The organism is Streptomyces sp. NPDC004266, assembly GCF_042874095.1.
Taxonomy (GTDB): Bacteria; Actinomycetota; Actinomycetes; order Streptomycetales; family Streptomycetaceae; genus Streptomyces.
Genome location: NZ_JBIAMM010000011.1, coordinates 257,859 through 277,150 on the forward strand (window position 1 = coordinate 257,859; position 19,292 = coordinate 277,150).

A 19,292-nucleotide genomic window follows, 5' to 3' on the forward strand; every position below is an offset into this window, starting at 1 on the left:
GGGCCCGGAACGCGTCCGGGCCCGCCGCCCCTCGCCCGGGGGTCAGTCGTACGGGATGACGAGGACGGACCGGTCCGTGCCCGTCTGGAGCCGTGAGTCGCCGTTGCCGATCGCGCTCCAGACCTCCAGCCGGACCGTGCCGCCGCGCAGGTCGCCGAGCGTTCCGGTGGCGGACTTCAGCCCTCGGGACTGGCCGTACTCCTCCCAGCCGGTGACGGGGTCCGTCGCGAAGTACTGGTACGTCTCCGTCCGGTCGAAGGTGCCGTCGCCGGTGAGGTCGTAGCTGACGCGGGCCTGCTGGCCGAGTCCGACCGTCGTGCCGGCGTCCACCTGGAGGCGGAAGGCCGTCGAGCCTCCGCTCCTGAGCGTTCCGTCGACCCCCCTGGCCTCGTAGACGAGGGGGCGGTACGGGGTGCCGTCGTGGTTGGCGCCCTGCGCCGAGGCGATGGTGTCGCCGCCCGCCGCGGCTCCGCCGGCCGTGGTGAGGGCGCCGCCGGTGCGGAGCTGGAAGGTGTCGCCCGTGGAGGGCCCCGGGCCGGGGTCGGTGGTGCCCGCGCCCGTGCCGGTCGCCGTGGAACGGGCCGGGACCGAGAGGGACCTGCCGTCGGAGAAGGTCACCGTGCGGGCGGTCGTGCCGTGGTTGTGGGCCACGTACGTCCTGGTCGCCCCCTTGGTGAAGACGGCGGAGGTGGGGATGGATCCGGTGACCGTCGCGTCGGGCGCGCCGAGGGTGTCGAGCGCCGTCAGCCAGTGGTACGTGTGGGCCTTCGACTCGCCCGCCTCCGGGGTGTAGCCGGCGTTGCCCGCGTCCCACTTGGCCTTCGCGGCTCCGGGGTCGGCGAGGGACTGGAACTCCCAGAGGATGTCGCGCCACTCGACCGCCGGTCCGCCGTTCTCGCGTTCCATCTCGGCGATGTTGCGCCGGACGGCGTCCTTGCGTCCGCCGAGCTGGAGCGAACCGCCCGTCACGGGAAGGACGTTGATGCCGTGGATCTCCTCCGGGTTGGCGGTCCACCAGGTGGAGTACGCGGCGCCGCTGCCCCACACCATGCCCACGGTGTCGTGCTGGAAGGCGGCGGGGAAGACCTGCTGGTCGGCGTCGAACCAGTACTGGGCGACGGCCTCGCCCTCGGTCGTCAGCAGATAGCTGCCGAGGTCGCGGAGCTGGATGTCGCCGGTGGCCGCGCCCCAGAGGACGAGTGCGGCGCTGAGGTTCGTCGACTCGGAGGACGACTCCTGGTTGTTGCCGGCGGCGAAGCCCTGGTGGCCGCTGGCCCAGCTGTGTCCGGCGTAGACGTCGAAGCCGCGCAGGAAGGGGAAGGCGCTGTCGGTGCGGCTGGGGTTGGCGGTGTCGCGGACCAGGGTCTTGACCATCGCGCCCCATGCGGAGTCGGCGGCCCAGGCCGGGTCGTACTGGGCGACGATCGCGGCGGCGTACACGTAGTAGCCGTAGTGGAAGTGGTGGTCGTTGAGTTCGGTGTCGCTGCCGTAGGAGGCCGGGTAGCCGGTGAGGGCCTTCCAGGTCCGGTCGTAGGAGAACTCGTTGGCGCCGCCGGCCGTGAACCAGTCCTGGAGGCGGGTCTTGATCAGCCCGAGGAGCTTGTCGCGGATCGTGCCCTCGCCGATCTGGTCGGCCAGCGGGACCAGTTGGGCGAGCTTGCCGAGGGCCTTGCCGGTCCAGTACGTGTCGACGGCGCCGGAGAAGGGGTCGGCGGCGTTCGCGACCTCGTTCAGGTGGCCGCGCAGCCGGGCGGGGTCCACGCCGGCGCCCGGGAGCGCGGGCAGGGTGGCGGCGGCGCGCTGCGAGGTCGTGAAGGAGGCGGACTCGCGGACCTTCATGGTGCCGCGCGGCGAGACGTAGGCGTACGGGGTGAGCGGGTCGGCGGTGTGCAGCCACTGGTGCCGGTAGAGCGCCTGGAGGGTGCCCCGTTCGGTGCCCTCCTTCGCCTCGGTGGTGAGGGTGTAGGTGGCGCGGACGGTCCCGGCGTCGTAGCTCCAGTTCACGGTGGAGCCGGTGACGAAGCTGTACGCGTACTTCCGGTAGGTCGCGAGGGCGTCGGTGGAGGGCAGGACGGCGACGGAGAAGTAGTCCTTGCCGCCGAGGCCGGCGGTGACGGTCGTGCCGGAGACGTTCCAGTCGGTGCCGGTGGGGGCGAAGAGGGCGTAGTGGTGGCCCGCGACGGTGATGCCGAGGACGTTGCCCTGGTCGGCGAAGACGGCGGGCGGCTCGGCGGTGGTGATCCGGGCGTCGCCGCCGCTGCCCTTGGCGTACACGAAGGGCAGGCCGTGGCCGATGGTGGTGCGCAGGGTGCGGGCGCCGTCGGACCAGTAGGGGGTGACGGTCCAGTCGGACCAGGCGTCGGCCCTGGTGTCGGGCGAGTTGAGGCCGGTGAGGCCGAGGGTGAGGTCGCGCTTGTGGGCGAACTCGTACTGCCGTCCGTCGCCGACGACGGCGGGGCTGGTGGGGTAGCCGATCTCCAGGCCGCCGGCGACGGCCTGGTAGGTGAGCGGGTGGCCGTACATGGGGGTGGAGTACGGGTTGCCCCCGTAACGCTGGAAGGCGAGGGAGGACCACCAGTCGTTGGTGGGGACCGGCTTGCCCTGGGCGGCCGGGGTGACCTTGGGGGTGACCGGGGTGCCGGTGTCGGTGGTGGGGCCGGACGTGCCGGCGGGGCGGGTGTCGGAGTAGCTTCCGGCGCCCACCGGGACGGTGGCCGCCGCCGCGGGACCGGCGGCGGGGCCGAGTCCCAGGGCGGCGAGGGCGGAGACCAGGACCAGCGCTGCGGCCGGCCTGCTGCGGGGGGCTGGCATGAAGGAGCACCTCATGTCGTCGTGGGGACGGGGGACGTGACACAGGAATGTGTGAGAGCGCTCTCAGGCCGCCGGAAACGTAAGACCCGCGAAACGACTGTGTCAATAGATTGAACACAGAGGGGAGTTGAACCTCCCGCTCGCCCGATACGCCTTCGAGCCTTGACGGAAACCCCTCTCCACGGGCACGCTCCCCCCGCAGGCTTGAGAGCGCTCTCAGAAATCGCCGTCGCTCTCGTCCGCGTGCGACCACCGCTCTCGCTCGACCACCGCAGCCAAGGAGGCTTCCCATGCCCATCGCCCGAGCCGCCAGGAGAACCGCCGCCCGCCTGGGGGCGGTCGTGCTCACCGGGGCCCTGCTCGCCGCCTGCGGGAGTTCGACGGACGGCGCGTCCCGGGACGGCGCCGGGGGCGGGGTCACGATCACCGTGGACCTGTTCGGCTCCTTCGGATACAAGGAGGCCGGGCTGTACGCGGAGTACGAGAGGCTCCACCCCGGCGTCACGATCAAGCAGACGGACACCGAGGACGAGGCCGACTACTGGAAGTCCCTCCAGACCCGGCTCGCCGGCGGCGGCGGCCTCGCCGACGTGCAGGCCGTCGAGGTCGGCCGGATCGCCTCCGTCACCCAGCAGCAGGCCGAACGCTTCGAGGACCTCGGGAAGTACGGGGCGGGCGCCCTCAAGGACCGGTTCGCCCCGGCCAAGTGGGCCGCCGCCACCGGCAGGGGCGGCGAGGTCCTCGGCCTCGGCACGGACGTCGGCCCCGAGGCCCTGTGCTACCGCACGGACCTGTTCGCGCAGGCCGGACTGCCCACCGACCGCGAGGAACTGGCGAAGAAGTGGGCCACCTGGGACGGCTACCTGGAGCTCGGTAAGCGGTACAAGGCGAAGGCCCCCGGCAGGAGCGCGTGGATCGACAGCGTCGGCAGCCTGTACTCGATCATGATCGGACAGGAGAAGGAGCGGTACTACGACGCCTCCGGGAAGCTGATCTGGGAGGACAACCCCGCTCTGCGCACCGCCTGGGACCACGCCGTCGAGGCCGCGCAGGGCGGGCTGAGCGCCAAGCTCGACCAGTGGTCCCCGCAGTGGAACCAGGCCTTCGCCGCCGGTTCCTTCGCCACGATCCCCTGCCCCGCCTGGATGCTCGGGTACATCAAGGGCCAGGCCGGTGAGGCGGGCAAGGGCAAGTGGGACGTCGCCGCGCTGCCCGGCGGCGCGGGCAACTGGGGCGGCTCCTACCTGGCCGTGCCCAGGGCGGCGAAGCACAAGAAGGAGGCGTACGAGCTGATCGAGTGGCTCACCGCGCCCGAGCAGCAGACCCGGCTCTTCGAGAAGCAGGGCAACTTCCCCTCCGCCACCGGCGCGATCGACAAGGTCGCCGGCGCGAAGGACCCCTTCTTCTCCGACGCCCCGATCGGGAAGATCTTCGGCGACGCGGCGAAGGCGGCCCCGGTCCAGGTCCTCGGCGTGCACGACCAGAACATCGCGCAGCAGATCACCAACGCGCTGAGCGAGGTCGAGCGCAAGGGCACCTCGCCCGAGGAGGCCTGGTCGAACGCCAGGAAGGGCGTCGAGAACACCATCGGCTGACGCGGAGCCGGCCGCCGGCCCGCCGCGCACTCCTGCCGTCCGCCGCGTATGCCCGCCGGGCACCACGCACGGCCGCCGGGTCCCGCGTACGGCCCAGCCACCGCGCACGCCCGTCCGGCGCCGTCCCGCACCCCCCTCGCCCCGACCCCTCATCGAAGGGCCGCATCGTGACCCTCACCGCACCCCAGGCGCCGCCCGTGCCGCGCGCCGTCCCGCCGGCCCGGCCGGGGGCCGCCCGGCGGGCCTGGCGGACGGTCTCGCCGTACGCCTACCTGGCCCCGTTCTTCACCCTGTTCGCCGCCTTCGGCCTCTTCCCGCTGCTCTACACGGCCTTCGTCTCGCTGTACCGGGTGGAGCTCCAGGCCCCCGGCGACATGGAGTGGCGCGGCCTCGGCAACTACACCGCGCTCCTCGGCGACGCGTACTTCTGGGTGTCGCTGCGCAACACCTTCACCATCGGCGTGCTCTCCACCGTGCCGCAGCTGGTCATGGCCCTCGGGCTCGCGCACCTGCTGAACTACCGGATGCGCGGCCGCACCTTCCTGCGGACGGCGGTCCTGCTGCCGTACGCGACCTCGGTCGCCGCCGCCACCCTCGTCTTCGCCCAGCTCTTCGGCCGCGACTTCGGACTGGTCAACTACGCGCTCGGCCTCGTCGGCGTCGACCCCGTCGACTGGCAGAACGACACGGTCGCCTCGCAGATCGCGGTGTCCACGGTCGTCGTCTGGCGCTGGACCGGCTACAACGCGCTGATCTACCTGGCCGGCATGCAGTCCGTCCCGGACGAGCTGTACGAGGCGGCCGCGATGGACGGCGCCTCGCGGTGGCGCCAGTTCTTCCACGTCACGCTGCCGGGGCTGCGGCCCACCATCCTCTTCACCGTCATCGTCTCCACGATCGGCGCGACCCAGCTGTTCGGCGAGCCGCTGCTCCTCGAAGGCTCGGTCTCGGGCGGCATCTCGCACCAGTACCAGACGCTCGGCCTCTACATGTACGAGCAGGGCTGGGGCTTCTTCCACCTGGGGCGGGCCGCCGCCGTCGCCTGGGTGATGTTCCTGCTCATCGTGGTGATGGTCGGGCTCAACGCCCTGGTCGCGCGCCGCCGTTCCCGCAAGGAGGCCGGCCGATGACCGCGCCCGCCGCCCCGGCGAAGGCCGCCGGGCCGACCGTGCCCGCCGGTCCGCCGGCCGCTCCCCCGGCCCCCGTACGCACGCGTGGCACCCGGCGGGCCGGACGCACCCTGCACGCCGGGCCGCTCGCCCACGCGGTCCTCGTCGTCGCCGTGCTGTTCTCCGCCTTCCCCCTCTACTGGACGGTCGTCGCCGCGAGCCGCTCCAACGCCGATCTGGCGAAGGTCCCGCCGGCCCTGCTGCCCGGCCCGCACCTGATGCGGAACTTCGAGGCGGTCCTCGAAGAGGCCGACATCGGCAAGGCGCTGCTGAACTCGCTCCTCGTCTCCGGATCGATCACCCTGGGCACGGTCCTGTGCTGCACGCTCGCCGGTTTCGCCTTCGCGAAGCTCCGCTTCCGGGGCCGGGGCGCGCTGCTCGCGGTCACCGTGGGCACCATGATGATCCCGCCGCAGCTGGGGGTGATCCCGCTGTTCATGCTGATCGCCGAGCTCGGCTGGGTGAACCAGCTCCAGTCGGTGATCCTGCCCGGCCTGGTGTCGGCGTTCGGGGTGTTCTTCATGCGGCAGTACCTGGTGCAGTCGCTGCCGGACGAGCTGATCGAGGCGGCCCGGGTCGACGGCGCGTCCACCGCCAGGATCTTCTGGTCCATCGTCGTGCCGGTCGCCCGGCCCGGCATGGCCGTGCTCGGTCTGCTGACCTTCATGGCCGCGTGGAACGACTTCTTCTGGCCCGTCGTCGCGCTCTCCTCCTCCGAGCCCACCGTCCAGGTCGCGCTGCGCCAGCTCGGCGGCGGCTACGTCCACGACCAGTCCGTGATCATGGCGGGCACCCTGCTGGGCACCCTGCCGGTGCTGCTCGTCTTCGGCCTCCTCGGCCGGCAGATCGTCGGCGGGATCATGCAGGGCGCGGTCAAGGGCTGACGCCGGTCGTTCCCCTCCCCTTCCCCTCCACCTCTCATTCCAGGGAGTTGTCACCTCATGACCGCGCTCGACACCCGCTCCGGCCCCACGACCCCCCTCCGCTTCCCCGAGGGCTTCCGCTGGGGCACGGCCACGGCCGCGTACCAGATCGAGGGGGCGGCGGCCGAGGACGGCCGCGGCCCCTCCATCTGGGACGTCTTCAGCCGTACGCCCGGCAAGGTGCGCAACGGCGACACCGGTGACATCGCCGCCGACCACTACCACCGGGTCGACGAGGACGTCGCCCTGATGCGGCGGCTCGGGGTGACCGACTACCGCTTCTCGATCGCCTGGCCGCGGGTGCAGCCCACCGGGCGCGGACCGGCCGTCCGCGAGGGCCTGGACTTCTACCGGCGGCTCACCGACACGCTCCTGGAGGCCGGCATCCGGCCGGTGGCGACGCTCTACCACTGGGACCTGCCGCAGGAGCTGGAGGAGGCGGGCGGCTGGCCGCACCGGGAGACCGCGTACCGGTTCGCCGAGTACGCGCACGTCATGGCGGACGCGCTCGGCGACCGGGTCGCCACCTGGACCACGCTCAACGAGCCCTGGTGCGCGGCCTTCCTCGGCTACGGGAACGGCGTGCACGCCCCGGGCCGGACCAGTGACCTCGCCGCGCTGCGCGCCGCGCACCACCTCAACCTGGCGCACGGCCTCGCGGCCCGGGCGCTGCGCGGAGCGGCGCCCGGTGCGGCGGAGGTGTCCCTCACCCTCAACCTCCATGCCGTGCGGGCTCGTTCGCAGGCGCCGGAGGACCTGGACGCGGCCCGCCGGATCGACGCCGTCGGCAACCGGATCTTCCTCGACCCGGTCTTCCACGGACGGCTGCCCGAGGACCTGGTCCGTGACACGGCGGCCGTCACGGACTGGTCGTTCGTCCGGGACGGCGACCTGGCGACGGCGGCCGCGCCGATCGACTCGCTGGGCATCAACTACTACTCCCCGGCCGTCGTCGCGGCCGGCACCTCGGAGTCGCCGTCGCCGTGGGCGGGCGCCGAGCGGCACGTACGCTTCGAGCCGGCGCCCGGGCCGCGCACGGCCATGGACTGGCCGGTGGACGCGGACGGGCTGCACGAGCTCCTGGTCCGGCTGCGGGACGAGCTGCCGGGCGTGCCGCTGGTCATCACCGAGAACGGCGCCGCGTACGACGACTACGCCGACCCCTCGGGGAACGTGAAGGACCCGGAGCGGGTGGCGTATCTGCACGCGCACCTGGCGGCGGTGCACCGGGCGCTCGCGGACGGCGCCGACGTGCGCGGCTACTTCCTGTGGTCGCTGCTCGACAACTTCGAGTGGGCGTACGGCTACAGCAAGCGGTTCGGCATCGTCCACGTGGACTTCGCGACACAGCGGCGGACCCTGAAGGACAGCGCCCTCTGGTACGCGGAGGTCATCGCCCGGGGCGGCCTCGGAGAGGCCTGAGAACGCCCGGACGCCACTTCTTCGGGGCGCCGTGCGGACGGTGCGTCGACACCGCCCGCGCGGCGGCCCGCACGACGGCACGACCGGAGAGGGCCCGTACGCCCCGGCCCTCGGCGGCCGACCCCCGTCAGGAGGCGTTCGGGCCCACGTCCGTCGGGGTGAGCGGGCGGCGGACCGGCGCCAGGGTCGAGTACTCGTCGGAGCCGATGTCGCGGGCGGTGCCCCGGGCGTGGCCGTCGATGTCCTCCGGGACCGGCGTCGTGGTGAGGGTCGCGGCGCCGATCGCGGGGCTGCCCGCCGAGAGGCGGAAGACGCCGTCGGGGGACTGCGTCAGGCGGGGGTCGACGCGGGTGTAGCCGGCGTTGGGGAGGGTGCCGTCGGAGGCCGCGCCCCAGAGGATGTTGCCCTGCCAGAGGAAACCGGTGGTCGCTCCCATCGCGACGAGGCTGCCGCTGTCCCCGACGATGAGGTTGTCGGCGACGACCACGTCGCTCGGCGCGTAGGTGCGGGTCTCGCCGGAGAGGGAACTCTTGTTGCCGCGGAGGGTGTTGTGCACGATCACCGCACGGTCGCAGGCGTCGTTGCCGCGCCGCTCCGCGGTGGTCTCGCCCTCGTGGTGGTCGCGCGTGGTGCCGCTGCCGATGACCAGGGCCCGGCCGGTGAGGCCGGCGAGGTGGTTGTTCACGACGAGGTGGTCGTTGCCGTAGAGGCGGATGCCCTCCTTGCCGCCGAGGAGCCAGTTGCCCTCGACGGTGGAGCCGTTGCCGTGGCGGAGCACGATGCCGCCCTGGCTGTCGCGGATCGTGTTGTACCGGATCGTGTTGCCGGAGGACTTCACCGAGACGGCCTCGGGGTCGCCGTCGCACCGCTCGAACAGGTTGTACTCCACGATCGCGTCCGCGGTGGACAGCGCCCGGCTGCTGACGCCGAGCCGGATCGCCTCGCCGCCGTTGGCGCCGGTGTAGCCGTGGTCGGAGAAGTGGTTCTTGAAGACGTGGAGGCGCTGGGCCACGGCGGTCGTGCCGGGACCGTCCACGACGAGGAAGATGCCCTGGGTGGTGCGCTCGTGGAAGTGGTTCCGGTCGATCTTGGCGTCGTCGCCCTCCACGAGGACCCAGTCGAGGCCGTCCACGTCCGCGAACCGGATGTCGTTGCGGGTCAGCCGGATGCCCGTGCTGTCGGCCGGGATCTCCAGGGTGCCGCTCTGCCGGAGCGCGAAGCCGCTGATGGTGACGGCGCTCGCGCCGTCGAGGACGAAGCTGCGCTCGCCGCGCAGGACGGCTCCGCCGCGGGTCTGCGAGACGATCGTGATGCCGCTGCGCCCGGAGACGTCGATGGCACCGCCCGAGGGGACGGTGTACGTGCCGTCGGCGACGACGATCCGGTCGCCGGGGACCGCGCGGTCGATCGCGCTCTGCAGCGCGCTCAGGGAGGTGACCGGTGCCGGTTCGGCCGCCGAGGCGCCGGTGGCGAGCAGGGTGTCGAGCGGGACGGCGGCGGCCGCCGCACCCAGCAGCGAGCCCTTGAGGAAGGTACGTCGTCGCATGATGTCTCCTGGTAGTAGGGGAGGTCGTCGTTCTGTGCCCTGTCACCAGGGACGTGCCGGTGTCGGTCCGGTCCCGTCGGCCTGGGCGCCGGGGCGGCCCTGACGCGTCGGGGCCCGGGGCGGGCCCCCACGGCCCGCCCCGGGTCCCGACCGGTCGGAGGCGGTCCGGAGCGCCGCCTCGCGGCGGCCCCGCTCCGTCCTGCCCGGTGCCGCCCCCACGACGGCATCCGTCAGGACGGCGGCCGCCACGGCGGCCGCCTCGGTCCCGCTCGTTCCGGTCCGTTCCTCGGAACGCGCCGGCGGGCGTGCCGGGCGGACGGTCGTCCCTCCCTGGCCTGCCGGCACGCACCAGCCTGCCGCGTGCCGCTCACGTCTCGCTCACGTTCCGCTAACGCCCGGGGACATGACGGGCCGGCGGGAAAGGCCGCCGGATCCCTCCGTTCAGGTGGATTTGGGGCGAGCGACCCGACACGATGGCGTCCTCGCCAGACGGCAGGCCGACGATGGGGCCGGCGGAGCGTCCCGGTCTTCGTCCTCGTGCGTCCACGTGAAGGGGAGAGATGGCCGGCCGACGCAGAGCGATCGCCCGTTTTCTGACGATGTCCCTCACGGCGGGCCTCCTCGGCGGCGCGGCCGTCGGGACGGCAGCGCCCGCCGGGACCCGGCAACCGGCCGCCCCCGCCGCCGCCGACCAGACGACGATCTCCCACGACGACCTGCGCACCGGCTGGGACCGGGACGAGCCGAGGCTCGCCCCCGACCAGGTGTCCAGCTCGGACTTCGGGCTGCAGTTCTCCACCACCGTCGACGGCCAGGTCTACGCCCAGCCGCTGGTCGTGGGGCGCACCCTGGTCGCGGCCACCGAGAACAACAAGGTGTACGGGATCGACGCGGCCACCGGCGCCATCGGCTGGACGAAGGACTTCGGCGCCCCCTGGCCCGCCTCCGCCATCACCTGCGGCGACCTGGTGCCGAACATCGGGGTCACCTCGACGCCGGTGTACGACCCGGCGAGCGATGCCGTGTACCTCACCGCCAAGGTGAACGACGGCCCGGACGTCCAGCACCCCGGCTGGTACGTGCACGCCCTCGACCCGGCGACGGGCGCCGAGCGGGCGGGCTGGCCCGTGAAGGTGGCGGGCGCCCCGGTGAACGACCCGGGCCGGGCGTTCAACCCGTACACCGCGGCCCAGCGGCCCGGACTGCTGCTGATGGGCGGGTCGGTGTACGCGGCGTTCGCCTCGCACTGCGACCGGGGGCCGTACGTCGGTTACGTCATGGGGGTGAACACCTCGACCCGCAGGACGACGCTGTGGGCCACCGAGGACTCCTCCGCGAACGGCATGGCGGGCGTGTGGATGAGCGGGGGCGGTCTGGTCTCCGACGGTCCGGGCCGGATCCTGTTCTCGACGGGCAACGGGGTCTCCCCCGCGCCGGGTCCCGGCGACCGGCCGCCGGGCCAGCTTGCGGAGTCGGTGGTCCGGCTCGGGGTGAACAGCGACGGCACCATGTCGGCGCAGGACTTCTTCAGCCCCTCCGACGCGCCGCTGCTCGACCAGAACGACACGGACCTCGGTTCGGGCGGCCCGGTGGCCCTCCCGGAGCCGACCTTCGGGACCAGCCGGTACCCGCGGCTCCTCGTCCAGATCGGCAAGGACGGACGCCTGTTCCTGCTGGACCGGGACGACCTCGGCGGCCGGAGCCAGGGCCCCGGCGGCACCGACAAGGTGCTCGGCACCTTCGGTCCGTACGAGGGCGTCTGGGGGCATCCCGCGGTGTACGGCGGGCAGGGCGGCTACGTGTACACGATCGGCAGCCGGGGGCCGCTGCGGGCGTTCGCGTACGGTCTCACCGGCTCGGGCCTCCCGGGGCTCACCAACACGGGCAGCAGCGCGGAGCGGTTCGGCTACACCTCGGGTTCGCCGGTGGTGACGTCGACGGGGACGAACCCGGGTTCGGCGCTGGTGTGGGCCGTCGCGTCGGACGGGGCGAACGGTGCCAACGGGCAGCTGCGCGCGTACGACGCCGTGCCGGTGAACGGGGCGCTGCGGCTGCGCTGGTCGGCGCCGATCGGCGTGGCCTCGAAGTTCGCGGTGCCGGCCACCGACGGCGGACGGGTCTACGTGGGGACGCGGGACGGGCACGTGATGGCCTTCGGCCGCCCCGCCAACTCGGCGCTGACGGGTGAGCCGGTGGACGCCGGCGAGGTCGCGGTCGGGGCGACGGGGACGGTGACGGCGACCGTCACGGCGACGCGGGACGTGACGGTCAACGGGGTGAGCACGCCGGCGGGCAGTGCGTTCTCGGCGTCCTCCTCGGGTCTGCCCCGGACGCTGCGGGCGGGCGAGACCCATGCGGTGCGGGTGGCGTTCTCGCCGACGGCCCCGGGGCCCGACACCTCGGCCCTGACCTTCGCCACCGACCTGGGCGACAGCGCGCTCGGCCTCACCGGCTACGGGACGAGGCCCGGGCTCGTCGCGTCCCCGGCCGCGCTGGACTTCGGCACGGTGGCCACGACGACCCGCAAGACGCTCGGCGTGACGTTCACCAACACGGGAACGGCGGACGAGAGGGTCTCCTCGGTCTCCCCGCCCGGCGGCCCGTTCACCGCGTCCGACCTCCCGGCGGCGGGCACGGTCGTCCCGCCGCGGCAGTCCGTCACCGTGCAGGTGGCGTACGCGCCGACGGCCGCCGGCCAGGACACCGGGACGCTCGCCGTCACCGGGACGAACGGCACGGTGTCCGTCGCCCTGAGCGGCACGGCCGTGACCGGGCGGGCACAGCTCACCATCACGCCGACCTCGACGGACTTCGGGCAGGTGAAGGTCGGCGAGTCCGTGACGAGGACCTTCGACATCAGCAACACCGGAAACATCCCCCTCACCCTGACCAAGGCGAAGCCTCCGGCGGCCCCCTTCCACGTCAGCAACCCGGTCAGCGAGGGCCAGGTCCTCGGCCCCGACGACGTGGTCCACCAGGCCGTCACCTTCTCCCCCACGTCCATCGGTGCGGCAACGGCCGCGTACGAGCTGACCTCCGACGACGGGAGCGGTCCCCACAACGAGACGCTGACCGGATCCGGTGCCACCGGGACCACGGTCACCGTCCCCACGCCCGGCGCGGGCGGCTGGAAGCTGAACGGCTCCGCGCGGATCTCCGGCAACGACCTCCAGCTGACCCAGGCGAGCACCTCCCAGCGGGGTTCCGCGGTCTGGCCCGTGCCCGTGCTCACCGACGGGCTGAAGGCCTCCTTCACCACGGTGATCGGCGGCGGCACCGGCGGCGACGGGCTCACGTTCTCGCTGCTCGATCCGGCGAGGACCACGCCCTCCGCGCTCGGCGGCGTCGGCGGCGGCCTCGGCTACGTCGGTCTGCCGGGCGTGGCCGTCGCCTTCGACACCTACCGGAACCCGGGCGATCCGTCCGCGAACTTCGTCGGCATCGCCACCGGGGGCAGCGGCTCGGCCCTCACCTACGCGTCGACCACGTCGAGCGTGCCGAACCTGCGGTCGGGCACCCACACGGTCTCCGTCTCGGTCACCGGCAGCACCGTCACCGTCTCCGTCGACGGCACCCAGCGGCTGCGGACCACGGTCGCCTCGCTCCCCCCGGCCGCCCTGCTCGCCTTCACCGGCGGGACGGGCGGCGTGACCGACATCCACGCCGTACGGGGCGCGTCGGTCACCGCCGCCTCGTACGCCGTGCCGCCGCCCGGCCCCAACGGCTGGAAGTACAACGGCAGCGCCGCCCTGTCGGGCACCACGCTCGTCCTGACCCCGGCCCAGACGTACCTGAGGGGTTCGGCGGTCCAGGCCACCGCCGTGCCCTCGGCGCGGCTCAGGGCGCGCTTCACCGCCACGCTCTCCGGCGGCACCGGCGGCGACGGGCTGGCGCTGCTGCTCCTCGACGCCTCCCGTACGACGTCCGGCGCCCTCGGCGGCGGAGGGGGCGGCCTCGGCTTCGCCGGCCTGAGCGGAGTGGCGGTCACCCTGGACACGTACCGCAACGCCGGGGAGCCCTCGTCGAACTTCGTGGGCGTCGCGACCGGCGGCTCGGGCACCACCCTGCGGTACGCGGCCACCTCGACGGCCGTGCCCGCGCTGCGTACGGGCAGTCATGTGATCGACGTCTACGTCACCGCCGCCGGCCGCCTCGTCGTCCTGGTCGACGGCGCCCAGGTCATCGACGCGGCGGTCACCCTGCCCCAGAACGTCCTGGTCGGTTTCTCGGCCGCCACCGGCGGATTGACAGACCGTCACGCGATCACGGGAGTGCGCATCGGTTACTGAGGTACCCTGCTCGCCGCTCGGAGCACGTACCCGATCTCTTCGAAGAAGCGAGCGACGCCGATGACCGACCTGAGCCGGATGTACGTGGACGAGTGCCTGCGCGGGGAGGGCGGGCTCGCGACGGCCGTCGCGCGGGCCGAACTGCCACCGGCCTTCGAGGAGGCCTGGCGGGCCCACCTGCTGCCGCGGCCCTGGTTCGTCCGGGCCTCGGAGACGGCCGCGTTCGCGCGGGACCTGGAGGGTCTGTTCGACCTCCTCCTGTCGCTGCCGGAGAGGCTGTTCGGCGGGGACGTCGAGCGGTACGCGGCGGAGATCGGGCTCGCACCGGAGCTCGTGGCCCTGCTCCGCCGGGGCGGGTCGGGCGTCCCCGCCAAGCTGGGACGCGCCGACGCGTACCACGACGGCACCTCGTTCAAGCTCCTGGAGTTCAACCTCGGCAGCGAGGTCGGCGGCCTCGACATGGACGTCCTCGACCAGGCGCTGCTGAAGGTCCCCGAGTTCGCCGCCTTCGCGCGCGAGCACGGCCTCGGCCATGTGGACATCGCCGAGCGGATGGCCGCCGTCCTGCGCGACCGCGCCCGCCCCGCGCTGTCCGGCTCCTCGGAGCCGGTGATCGGTCTGATCGAGGGGCGCGGCGGCGTCGGCCCGTACGGACGGCTGATGCGCGCCACCCAGGAGGCGATGGCCGGGCAGGGCCTCGACCTGAGGATCGGCGAGATCGGCGACGTACGCGCGCGTGCCGACGGGAAGCTCACCCTGGACGGCACCCCGCTGGACCTGGTGCTGCGGAACTTCGCGGCGAGCCAGCTGCTCGACGACCCCGAGGGGCCGGGCGTGGCGGAGCCGTTCTTCCGCGCCCACGAGGCGGGCAGGACCGTGCTGTTCACCTCGCTGGAGAGCGGCCTCTACTCCCACAAGAGCGCCCTCGCCCTCCTCTCCGACCCGCGCTCGGGCGACGCCTTCGACGCCGGTGAGCGGGCCCTGATCGAGCGGGTCCTGCCGTGGAGCCGGGCGCTGCGCGCCTCCGGTCCCGCCGGGTTGGTGGAGCTCTGCCGGGAGCGGCGGGAGCGGCTCATCCTCAAGCCGGGGGCCGGGTACGGCGGTCTGGACACGTTCGTCGGCTGGGAGTGCACCGACGCCGAGTGGCGAAAGGCCCTGGACCTCGCGGTCGAGCGCGGCGGCTACGTGGCGCAGGAGCGGGTCGTGCCGCGGCCCGAGCCCGTGTACGACCCGGCGACCGGGACCGTGGACGACTGGATCGCGGCGCTGGGGTTCTTCCTCACCGACGACGGCTACGCGGGCGCGCACGCGCGCGTCAACCGTGCCGACGGCGGCGCGATCGTCGGGATGAGCAGCAACCCGGACACCCGCATGGTCGGGGTGTTCACCCATCCCTGACGGCGCGCGCCGCCCGGGCGGAAGCCGTCCCGTCCGGCCCGGTCCGCCTTGCGGGGGTCAGCGGCGAGGAGCGTCGTGTTCGACGTACCGGCGGATCTTCCCCAGCGTCTCGGCGTGCGGTTCCCGCACGCCGTAGGTGCGGTCGGCGGTCACCGGGGCCACGGTGATGCGGCCGTCGCGGAGCAGGGCGGTGGAGTCGGCGTCCTTCAGGGTCTCGGTGCACGGGTCGCCCGGCGTCTCCTCGCAGAGGCCGAGGCCGATCCGGAAGGAGTTCCCACCGGTCCGCTCGTAGGCGTGCCAGACGACCTGCCCGTGGCCGACGCGTGTCCAGCGCGGCGGTCCGGCGGGCGTCCCCGTGCTGACGTCGGGGTAGTCCACCTTGAGGGCGAAGTCGGCGGTGAGCAGGCCGCGTTGTCTGAGGCCGGCGACGAAGCGGGCGCCGAACTCGGCGTTGGCGCGGTAGTTGACGCGCGGGAAGGACGTGTTCGTCCCGTCGCCGGACGAGGAGAACGCGATGGCGGGGACGTCCTGGTCGATGGCGGCGACGGCGGCGCCCACCGTCCCGGAGTCGTTGACCTGGGCGGAGACGTTGGGGCCGGAGTTGATGCCGGTGAGGACGAGGTCGGGGGCCCCGGTCCAGCCCGCCTCGGCGTCGAGACCGGCGCGGAGGGCGAGCTTGACGGTGTCGGCCGGGGTGGCGGACGGGGAGTCCGCGGCGCAGTGGCCGTCGGCGAGGCAGACGCCGTAGACGGCTCCCCGTGAGGGCGCCTGGGCGCAGTCGTTCTCGTAGCCGGCGGGCAGGGCGGTGCGGCGCTGGGCGGTGAGGACGCCGCCGTTGGTGACGGCGGTGCCCTTTCCGGACTGGACCTGCCAGGGCGCCATGACGACGACGTCGGCCCCGGCGGCGCACATCGCGCGGCGGAGCTCGTAGAGGCCGAGACCGTCGGAGTTGCTCGCCTTCGCCGCCTGCATCGAGTCGTCGTTGGAGATCAGGATCCGCATCCCGGTGAGAGGGAGGGGGGCGGTCCGCTCGGGCGTGGTGGCGTACGCGGTCACTCCCGTCGCGGCCAGCAGGACGGCTCCCAGGGCGGCGAGTCCGATTCTGCGCGGGGTCGACGACTTCGACGACATGGGCGTGGTCCCTTCGGTGGGGAGGGCTGCGGCGAGGACGTGGGACCTCGCCGTGGTGACACGTGTCAATAAACGCGGAGGCAGGCACCGGTGTCAATGGACCGGTGCCGGGCGCGAGGGAGGCGAACCGCTTCCGCCTGCGGAAACGCCGTGGAGAAATCTTCGGCGTCGGGACGTCGCCTCCGGCTGCTACCCCTCCGGCTCCCAGCGGTCCAGGATCTCGTCGGCGATCCGCCGGGCCCCGGGTTCGAAGCGGGCGGAGAGCTCGCGGAAGAGGGCCTCCGCGGCCTCGGCGGGCCAGTCGGCGGGCAGGTGCTCGGCGGGCAGGTGCGGGTCACGGCGGACCAGGTCGAGCCAGTCGGCGTGGAGCAGGAGCAGCCGGCCCAGGTCGTCGCGCGCCTCGGCGGGGGCGGCGCCGGCACCCCAGCGGGCCAGGAAGGCGCGGTAACCCTCGGCGATGGCCTCGACGTCGAAGGCGGTACGGAGCAGGGGCCCGGCCTCGGTGGGCGGGGCGGCCTCGCCGTGGAAGGCCCTGATGCGGTCCCCGAGGCCGAGTTCGGCCGCGAGGGGGGCGACGTCCACCCGGCCGGGGGCCACCCAGAGGCCGCTCTGCAGCGGGCCGAAGCCCGCCCAGACGAGCCGTGAGCGCAGGTCGTGGCGCTCCCGGCGCCAGGACTCGGGCAGCGAGAAGCCGACCAGGGTCCAGGTGCCGTCCCAGGCGCGGTTGACGGCGCCGGTGCGGTGGACGCGCTCCTGCCCGTCGGCGAGGACCTCCGCGGCCCGGGGCGTGAGCGAGAAGTACATGCGGCGGCCGCGCCGGTGCCGTTCGAGCAGTTCGCGGCCGACCATGCGGGTGAGGGTCGAGCGGACGGCGTCCTCGCCGACGTCCACCCGGGCGAAGGCGTCGATCACGCTCGCCGAGGACAGGGCGGTTCCGGTGCCGAGGACGTGGATGCCGAAGAAGGTCAGCATCAGGGACTGGGGGCGGGGCGAGGAGCCGGGCTCGGCGGGGGTTCCGGTCTCGGCGGTCGGGGCGGGCTGCGTCACGGGAACAGCGTAGGGCGGGCTCGGGGAATCCGCCTCAACATTCGGCATTTCATTGACGGCCGACAGAAGAATGCCTAACTTGTTCGCTCGACGGTGCGCGTCCGGTCGCGATTCCCCGCGCCCCGCACCGCGTTCACGGGAAAGGACCCCCGTTCATGACTCATGTGGATCTCTCCGGCAAGGTCGCCGTCGTCACCGGCAGCGGACGCGGACTGGGCCTCGCCTACGCCCGCTCGCTGGCCGCCGCCGGCGCCGCCGTGGTGGTCAACGACGTGGACCCCGACGCCGCCGTCGAGGCCGTGCGCCTGATCACCGCCGACGGCGGGCGGGCCGTCGCCGAGGTGGTGCCGGTCGGCTCCACGGAGGCCGCCGAGGCCCTGGTCGCCCGCGCCGTCGACAGCTACGGCCGGCTCGACGTCATGGTCACCAACGCCGGAGTCCTGCGGGACCGGGTGCTGTGGAAGATGACGGACGAGGACTTCGACACCGTCGTCGAGGTGCACCTGCGCGGCACCTTCACCTGCGTCCGCGCCGCCGTCGAGCGGATGCGCGCCCAGGGCGACGGCGGCCGGATCGTGGTCGCCGGCTCCCCCGCCGGGCAGCGCGGCAACTTCGGGCAGACCAACTACGCCGCCGCCAAGGCGGGGATCGCCGCCATGGTGCGCACCTGGGGCATGGAGCTGGCGAAGGCCGGCATCACCGCGAACGCCGTCATCCCGGTCGCCGCGACCGCGATGACCAAGACGATCCCCGTCTTCGCCCCGCACGTCGAGGCCCTGGAGCGGGACGGCATCGCGTTCCCCGACAGCCTGCGCAAGGGCGAGGGCTTCGGCACCCCCGAGGACGTCGCCGGTCTGGTGACCTTCCTCGCCTCGGACGCGGCCGCCGGGGTGACCGGTCAGTGCGTCGGCGTCGGCGGCGACAAGCTCTCCCTGTGGGCGCACCCGCGGGAGGTGTCGGTGGCGTACGCCGACGGGGGCTGGAGCGCCGAGGCGATCGCCGCCGCCTGGCCGGTGACCGTCGGACGCGCCCCGGAGACCTTCGGCATCCCGGCGCCGCAGCTGTGAGCGGCGGCAACCCGACGTCCCTGGACGTGGACGCGCTCGTCGCCATCGACATGCACACCCACGCGGAGGTGTCGGAGAAGGGCGGGGCGTCGCTCTCCGCCGAGCTCGACGCCGCCGCGGGCGCGTACTTCAAGGCGGAGCACCGCCACCCCACGCTGCCGGAGATCGCCGCGTACTACCGCGAGCGGCGGATGGCCTGCGTGGTGTTCACGGTGGACGCGGAGTCGGCGACCGGCACCCCGCCGGTGCCGAACGAGGAGATCGCCGAGGCCGCGCTGCGGAACCCGGACGTGATCATCCCGTTCGCCGGGGTCGATCCGTACAAGGGAAGGGCGGCGGTCCGTCAGATCCGGCGGCTCGTCGAGGAGTTCGGGGTCAGGGGCTTCAAGTTCCACCCGAACATCCAGGCCTTCCACCCCAACGACCGCATGGCGTACCCGCTGTACGAGGCGATCGAGGAGGCCGGCGCGATCGCGGTCTTCCACACCGGGCAGACGGGCATCGGCGCGGGCGCCCCCGGCGGCGGGGGCATCCGGCTGAAGTACTCGAACCCGATGGACGTGGACGACGTCGCCGCGGACTTCCCGGGGATGCGGATCGTCCTCGCGCACCCGTCCTTCCCGTGGCAGGACGAGGCGCTCGCGGTGGCGACCCACAAGCCGCAGGTGTACATCGACCTGTCGGGCTGGTCGCCGAAGTACTTCCCGCCGCAGCTGGTCCGGTACGCCGACAGCCTCCTCAAGGACAAGGTGCTGTTCGGCTCCGACTTCCCGCTGCTCGCCCCGGACCGCTGGCTGGCGGACTTCGCCGAGCTGCCGATCAAGGACGAGGTCCGTCCGAAGATCCTCAAGGAGAACGCGGCCCGACTGCTCGGTCTCACCGGAAACTGAGGGG

General features: G+C 73.3%; 12 protein-coding genes. 8 read left to right on the top strand and 4 right to left on the bottom strand.

What is annotated here, in order from left to right:
• Positions 1 to 42 precede the first annotated feature (42 nt).
• Positions 43 to 2,811, bottom strand: coding sequence for a glycosyl hydrolase (locus ACFYUZ_RS26060; RefSeq protein ID WP_389313071.1), 2,769 nt, complete (start codon positions 2,809 to 2,811; stop codon positions 43 to 45).
• 290 nt (positions 2,812 to 3,101) lie between these two features.
• Here ACFYUZ_RS26060 and ACFYUZ_RS26065 point away from each other — a divergent pair, with 290 nt between their 5' ends.
• The 4 genes from ACFYUZ_RS26065 (at position 3,102) to ACFYUZ_RS26080 (ending at position 7,920) form a co-directional block, all read left to right on the top strand.
• A complete protein-coding gene (locus tag ACFYUZ_RS26065) occupies positions 3,102 to 4,406 on the top strand; it encodes an extracellular solute-binding protein (protein ID WP_389313073.1) in 1,305 nt (434 codons plus the stop codon).
• Between the two features lie 167 nt (positions 4,407 to 4,573).
• A complete protein-coding gene (locus ACFYUZ_RS26070) occupies positions 4,574 to 5,536 on the top strand; it encodes a carbohydrate ABC transporter permease (protein ID WP_389313074.1) in 963 nt (320 codons plus the stop codon).
• Positions 5,533 to 6,459 (top strand): carbohydrate ABC transporter permease, encoded by a 927-nt coding sequence (locus ACFYUZ_RS26075; protein WP_389313076.1) that lies wholly within the window; start codon positions 5,533 to 5,535, stop codon positions 6,457 to 6,459. The genes ACFYUZ_RS26070 and ACFYUZ_RS26075 overlap by 4 nt, the downstream gene beginning before the upstream one ends.
• A 57-nt stretch (positions 6,460 to 6,516) precedes the next feature.
• Positions 6,517 to 7,920: a GH1 family beta-glucosidase gene (locus tag ACFYUZ_RS26080; RefSeq protein ID WP_389313078.1), complete on the top strand. Its 1,404-nt coding sequence runs from the start codon at positions 6,517 to 6,519 to the stop codon at positions 7,918 to 7,920.
• Between the two features lie 127 nt (positions 7,921 to 8,047).
• On the opposite strand, the gene ACFYUZ_RS26085 is transcribed toward ACFYUZ_RS26080, so the two are convergent.
• Positions 8,048 to 9,466, bottom strand: a complete 1,419-nt coding sequence (locus tag ACFYUZ_RS26085; protein ID WP_389313080.1) for a chondroitinase-B domain-containing protein — start codon at positions 9,464 to 9,466, stop codon at positions 8,048 to 8,050.
• Between the two features lie 560 nt (positions 9,467 to 10,026).
• On the opposite strand from ACFYUZ_RS26085, the gene ACFYUZ_RS26090 reads away from it, so the two are divergent.
• Complete coding sequence (locus ACFYUZ_RS26090) at positions 10,027 to 13,755, top strand: choice-of-anchor D domain-containing protein (RefSeq protein WP_389313082.1); 3,729 nt, start codon at positions 10,027 to 10,029, stop codon at positions 13,753 to 13,755.
• A gap of 60 nt (positions 13,756 to 13,815) precedes the next feature.
• A complete protein-coding gene (locus ACFYUZ_RS26095; RefSeq protein WP_389313084.1) occupies positions 13,816 to 15,153 on the top strand; it encodes a hypothetical protein in 1,338 nt (445 codons plus the stop codon).
• Positions 15,154 to 15,210: 57 nt separating this feature from the next.
• Here the strand turns inward: ACFYUZ_RS26095 and surE are convergent, their stop codons facing one another.
• Positions 15,211 to 16,284, bottom strand: coding sequence for a 5'/3'-nucleotidase SurE (gene surE, locus ACFYUZ_RS26100; RefSeq protein ID WP_389313086.1), 1,074 nt, complete (start codon positions 16,282 to 16,284; stop codon positions 15,211 to 15,213).
• 189 nt (positions 16,285 to 16,473) lie between these two features.
• The gene (locus ACFYUZ_RS26105; RefSeq protein ID WP_389313088.1) at positions 16,474 to 17,331 is read right to left on the bottom strand and encodes a PaaX family transcriptional regulator C-terminal domain-containing protein; all 858 of its coding nucleotides are present in this window, start codon (positions 17,329 to 17,331) and stop codon (positions 16,474 to 16,476) included.
• 155 nt (positions 17,332 to 17,486) lie between these two features.
• Here ACFYUZ_RS26105 and ACFYUZ_RS26110 point away from each other — a divergent pair, with 155 nt between their 5' ends.
• Together ACFYUZ_RS26110 and ACFYUZ_RS26115 are read left to right on the top strand one after the other, a co-directional pair.
• Entirely contained in the window at positions 17,487 to 18,398 is a 912-nt protein-coding gene (locus ACFYUZ_RS26110) for an SDR family NAD(P)-dependent oxidoreductase (RefSeq protein ID WP_389313090.1), read from the top strand.
• A 50-nt stretch (positions 18,399 to 18,448) separates the two neighbouring features.
• A complete protein-coding gene (locus ACFYUZ_RS26115) occupies positions 18,449 to 19,288 on the top strand; it encodes an amidohydrolase family protein (RefSeq protein WP_389313188.1) in 840 nt (279 codons plus the stop codon).
• Positions 19,289 to 19,292: the final 4 nt, after the last annotated feature.

Coding starts and splice junctions, on each gene's coding strand:
- ACFYUZ_RS26080 (WP_389313078.1), top strand. CDS start 6,517: ATGACCGCGCTCGACACCCGCTCCGGCCCCACGACCCCCCTCCGCTTC.
- ACFYUZ_RS26110 (WP_389313090.1), top strand. CDS start 17,487: ATGACTCATGTGGATCTCTCCGGCAAGGTCGCCGTCGTCACCGGCAGC.
- ACFYUZ_RS26075 (WP_389313076.1), top strand. CDS start 5,533: ATGACCGCGCCCGCCGCCCCGGCGAAGGCCGCCGGGCCGACCGTGCCC.
- ACFYUZ_RS26090 (WP_389313082.1), top strand. CDS start 10,027: ATGGCCGGCCGACGCAGAGCGATCGCCCGTTTTCTGACGATGTCCCTC.
- ACFYUZ_RS26115 (WP_389313188.1), top strand. CDS start 18,449: ATGCACACCCACGCGGAGGTGTCGGAGAAGGGCGGGGCGTCGCTCTCC.
- ACFYUZ_RS26065 (WP_389313073.1), top strand. CDS start 3,102: ATGCCCATCGCCCGAGCCGCCAGGAGAACCGCCGCCCGCCTGGGGGCG.
- surE (WP_389313086.1), bottom strand. CDS start 16,284: ATGTCGTCGAAGTCGTCGACCCCGCGCAGAATCGGACTCGCCGCCCTG.
- ACFYUZ_RS26060 (WP_389313071.1), bottom strand. CDS start 2,811: ATGCCAGCCCCCCGCAGCAGGCCGGCCGCAGCGCTGGTCCTGGTCTCC.
- ACFYUZ_RS26085 (WP_389313080.1), bottom strand. CDS start 9,466: ATGCGACGACGTACCTTCCTCAAGGGCTCGCTGCTGGGTGCGGCGGCC.
- ACFYUZ_RS26095 (WP_389313084.1), top strand. CDS start 13,816: ATGACCGACCTGAGCCGGATGTACGTGGACGAGTGCCTGCGCGGGGAG.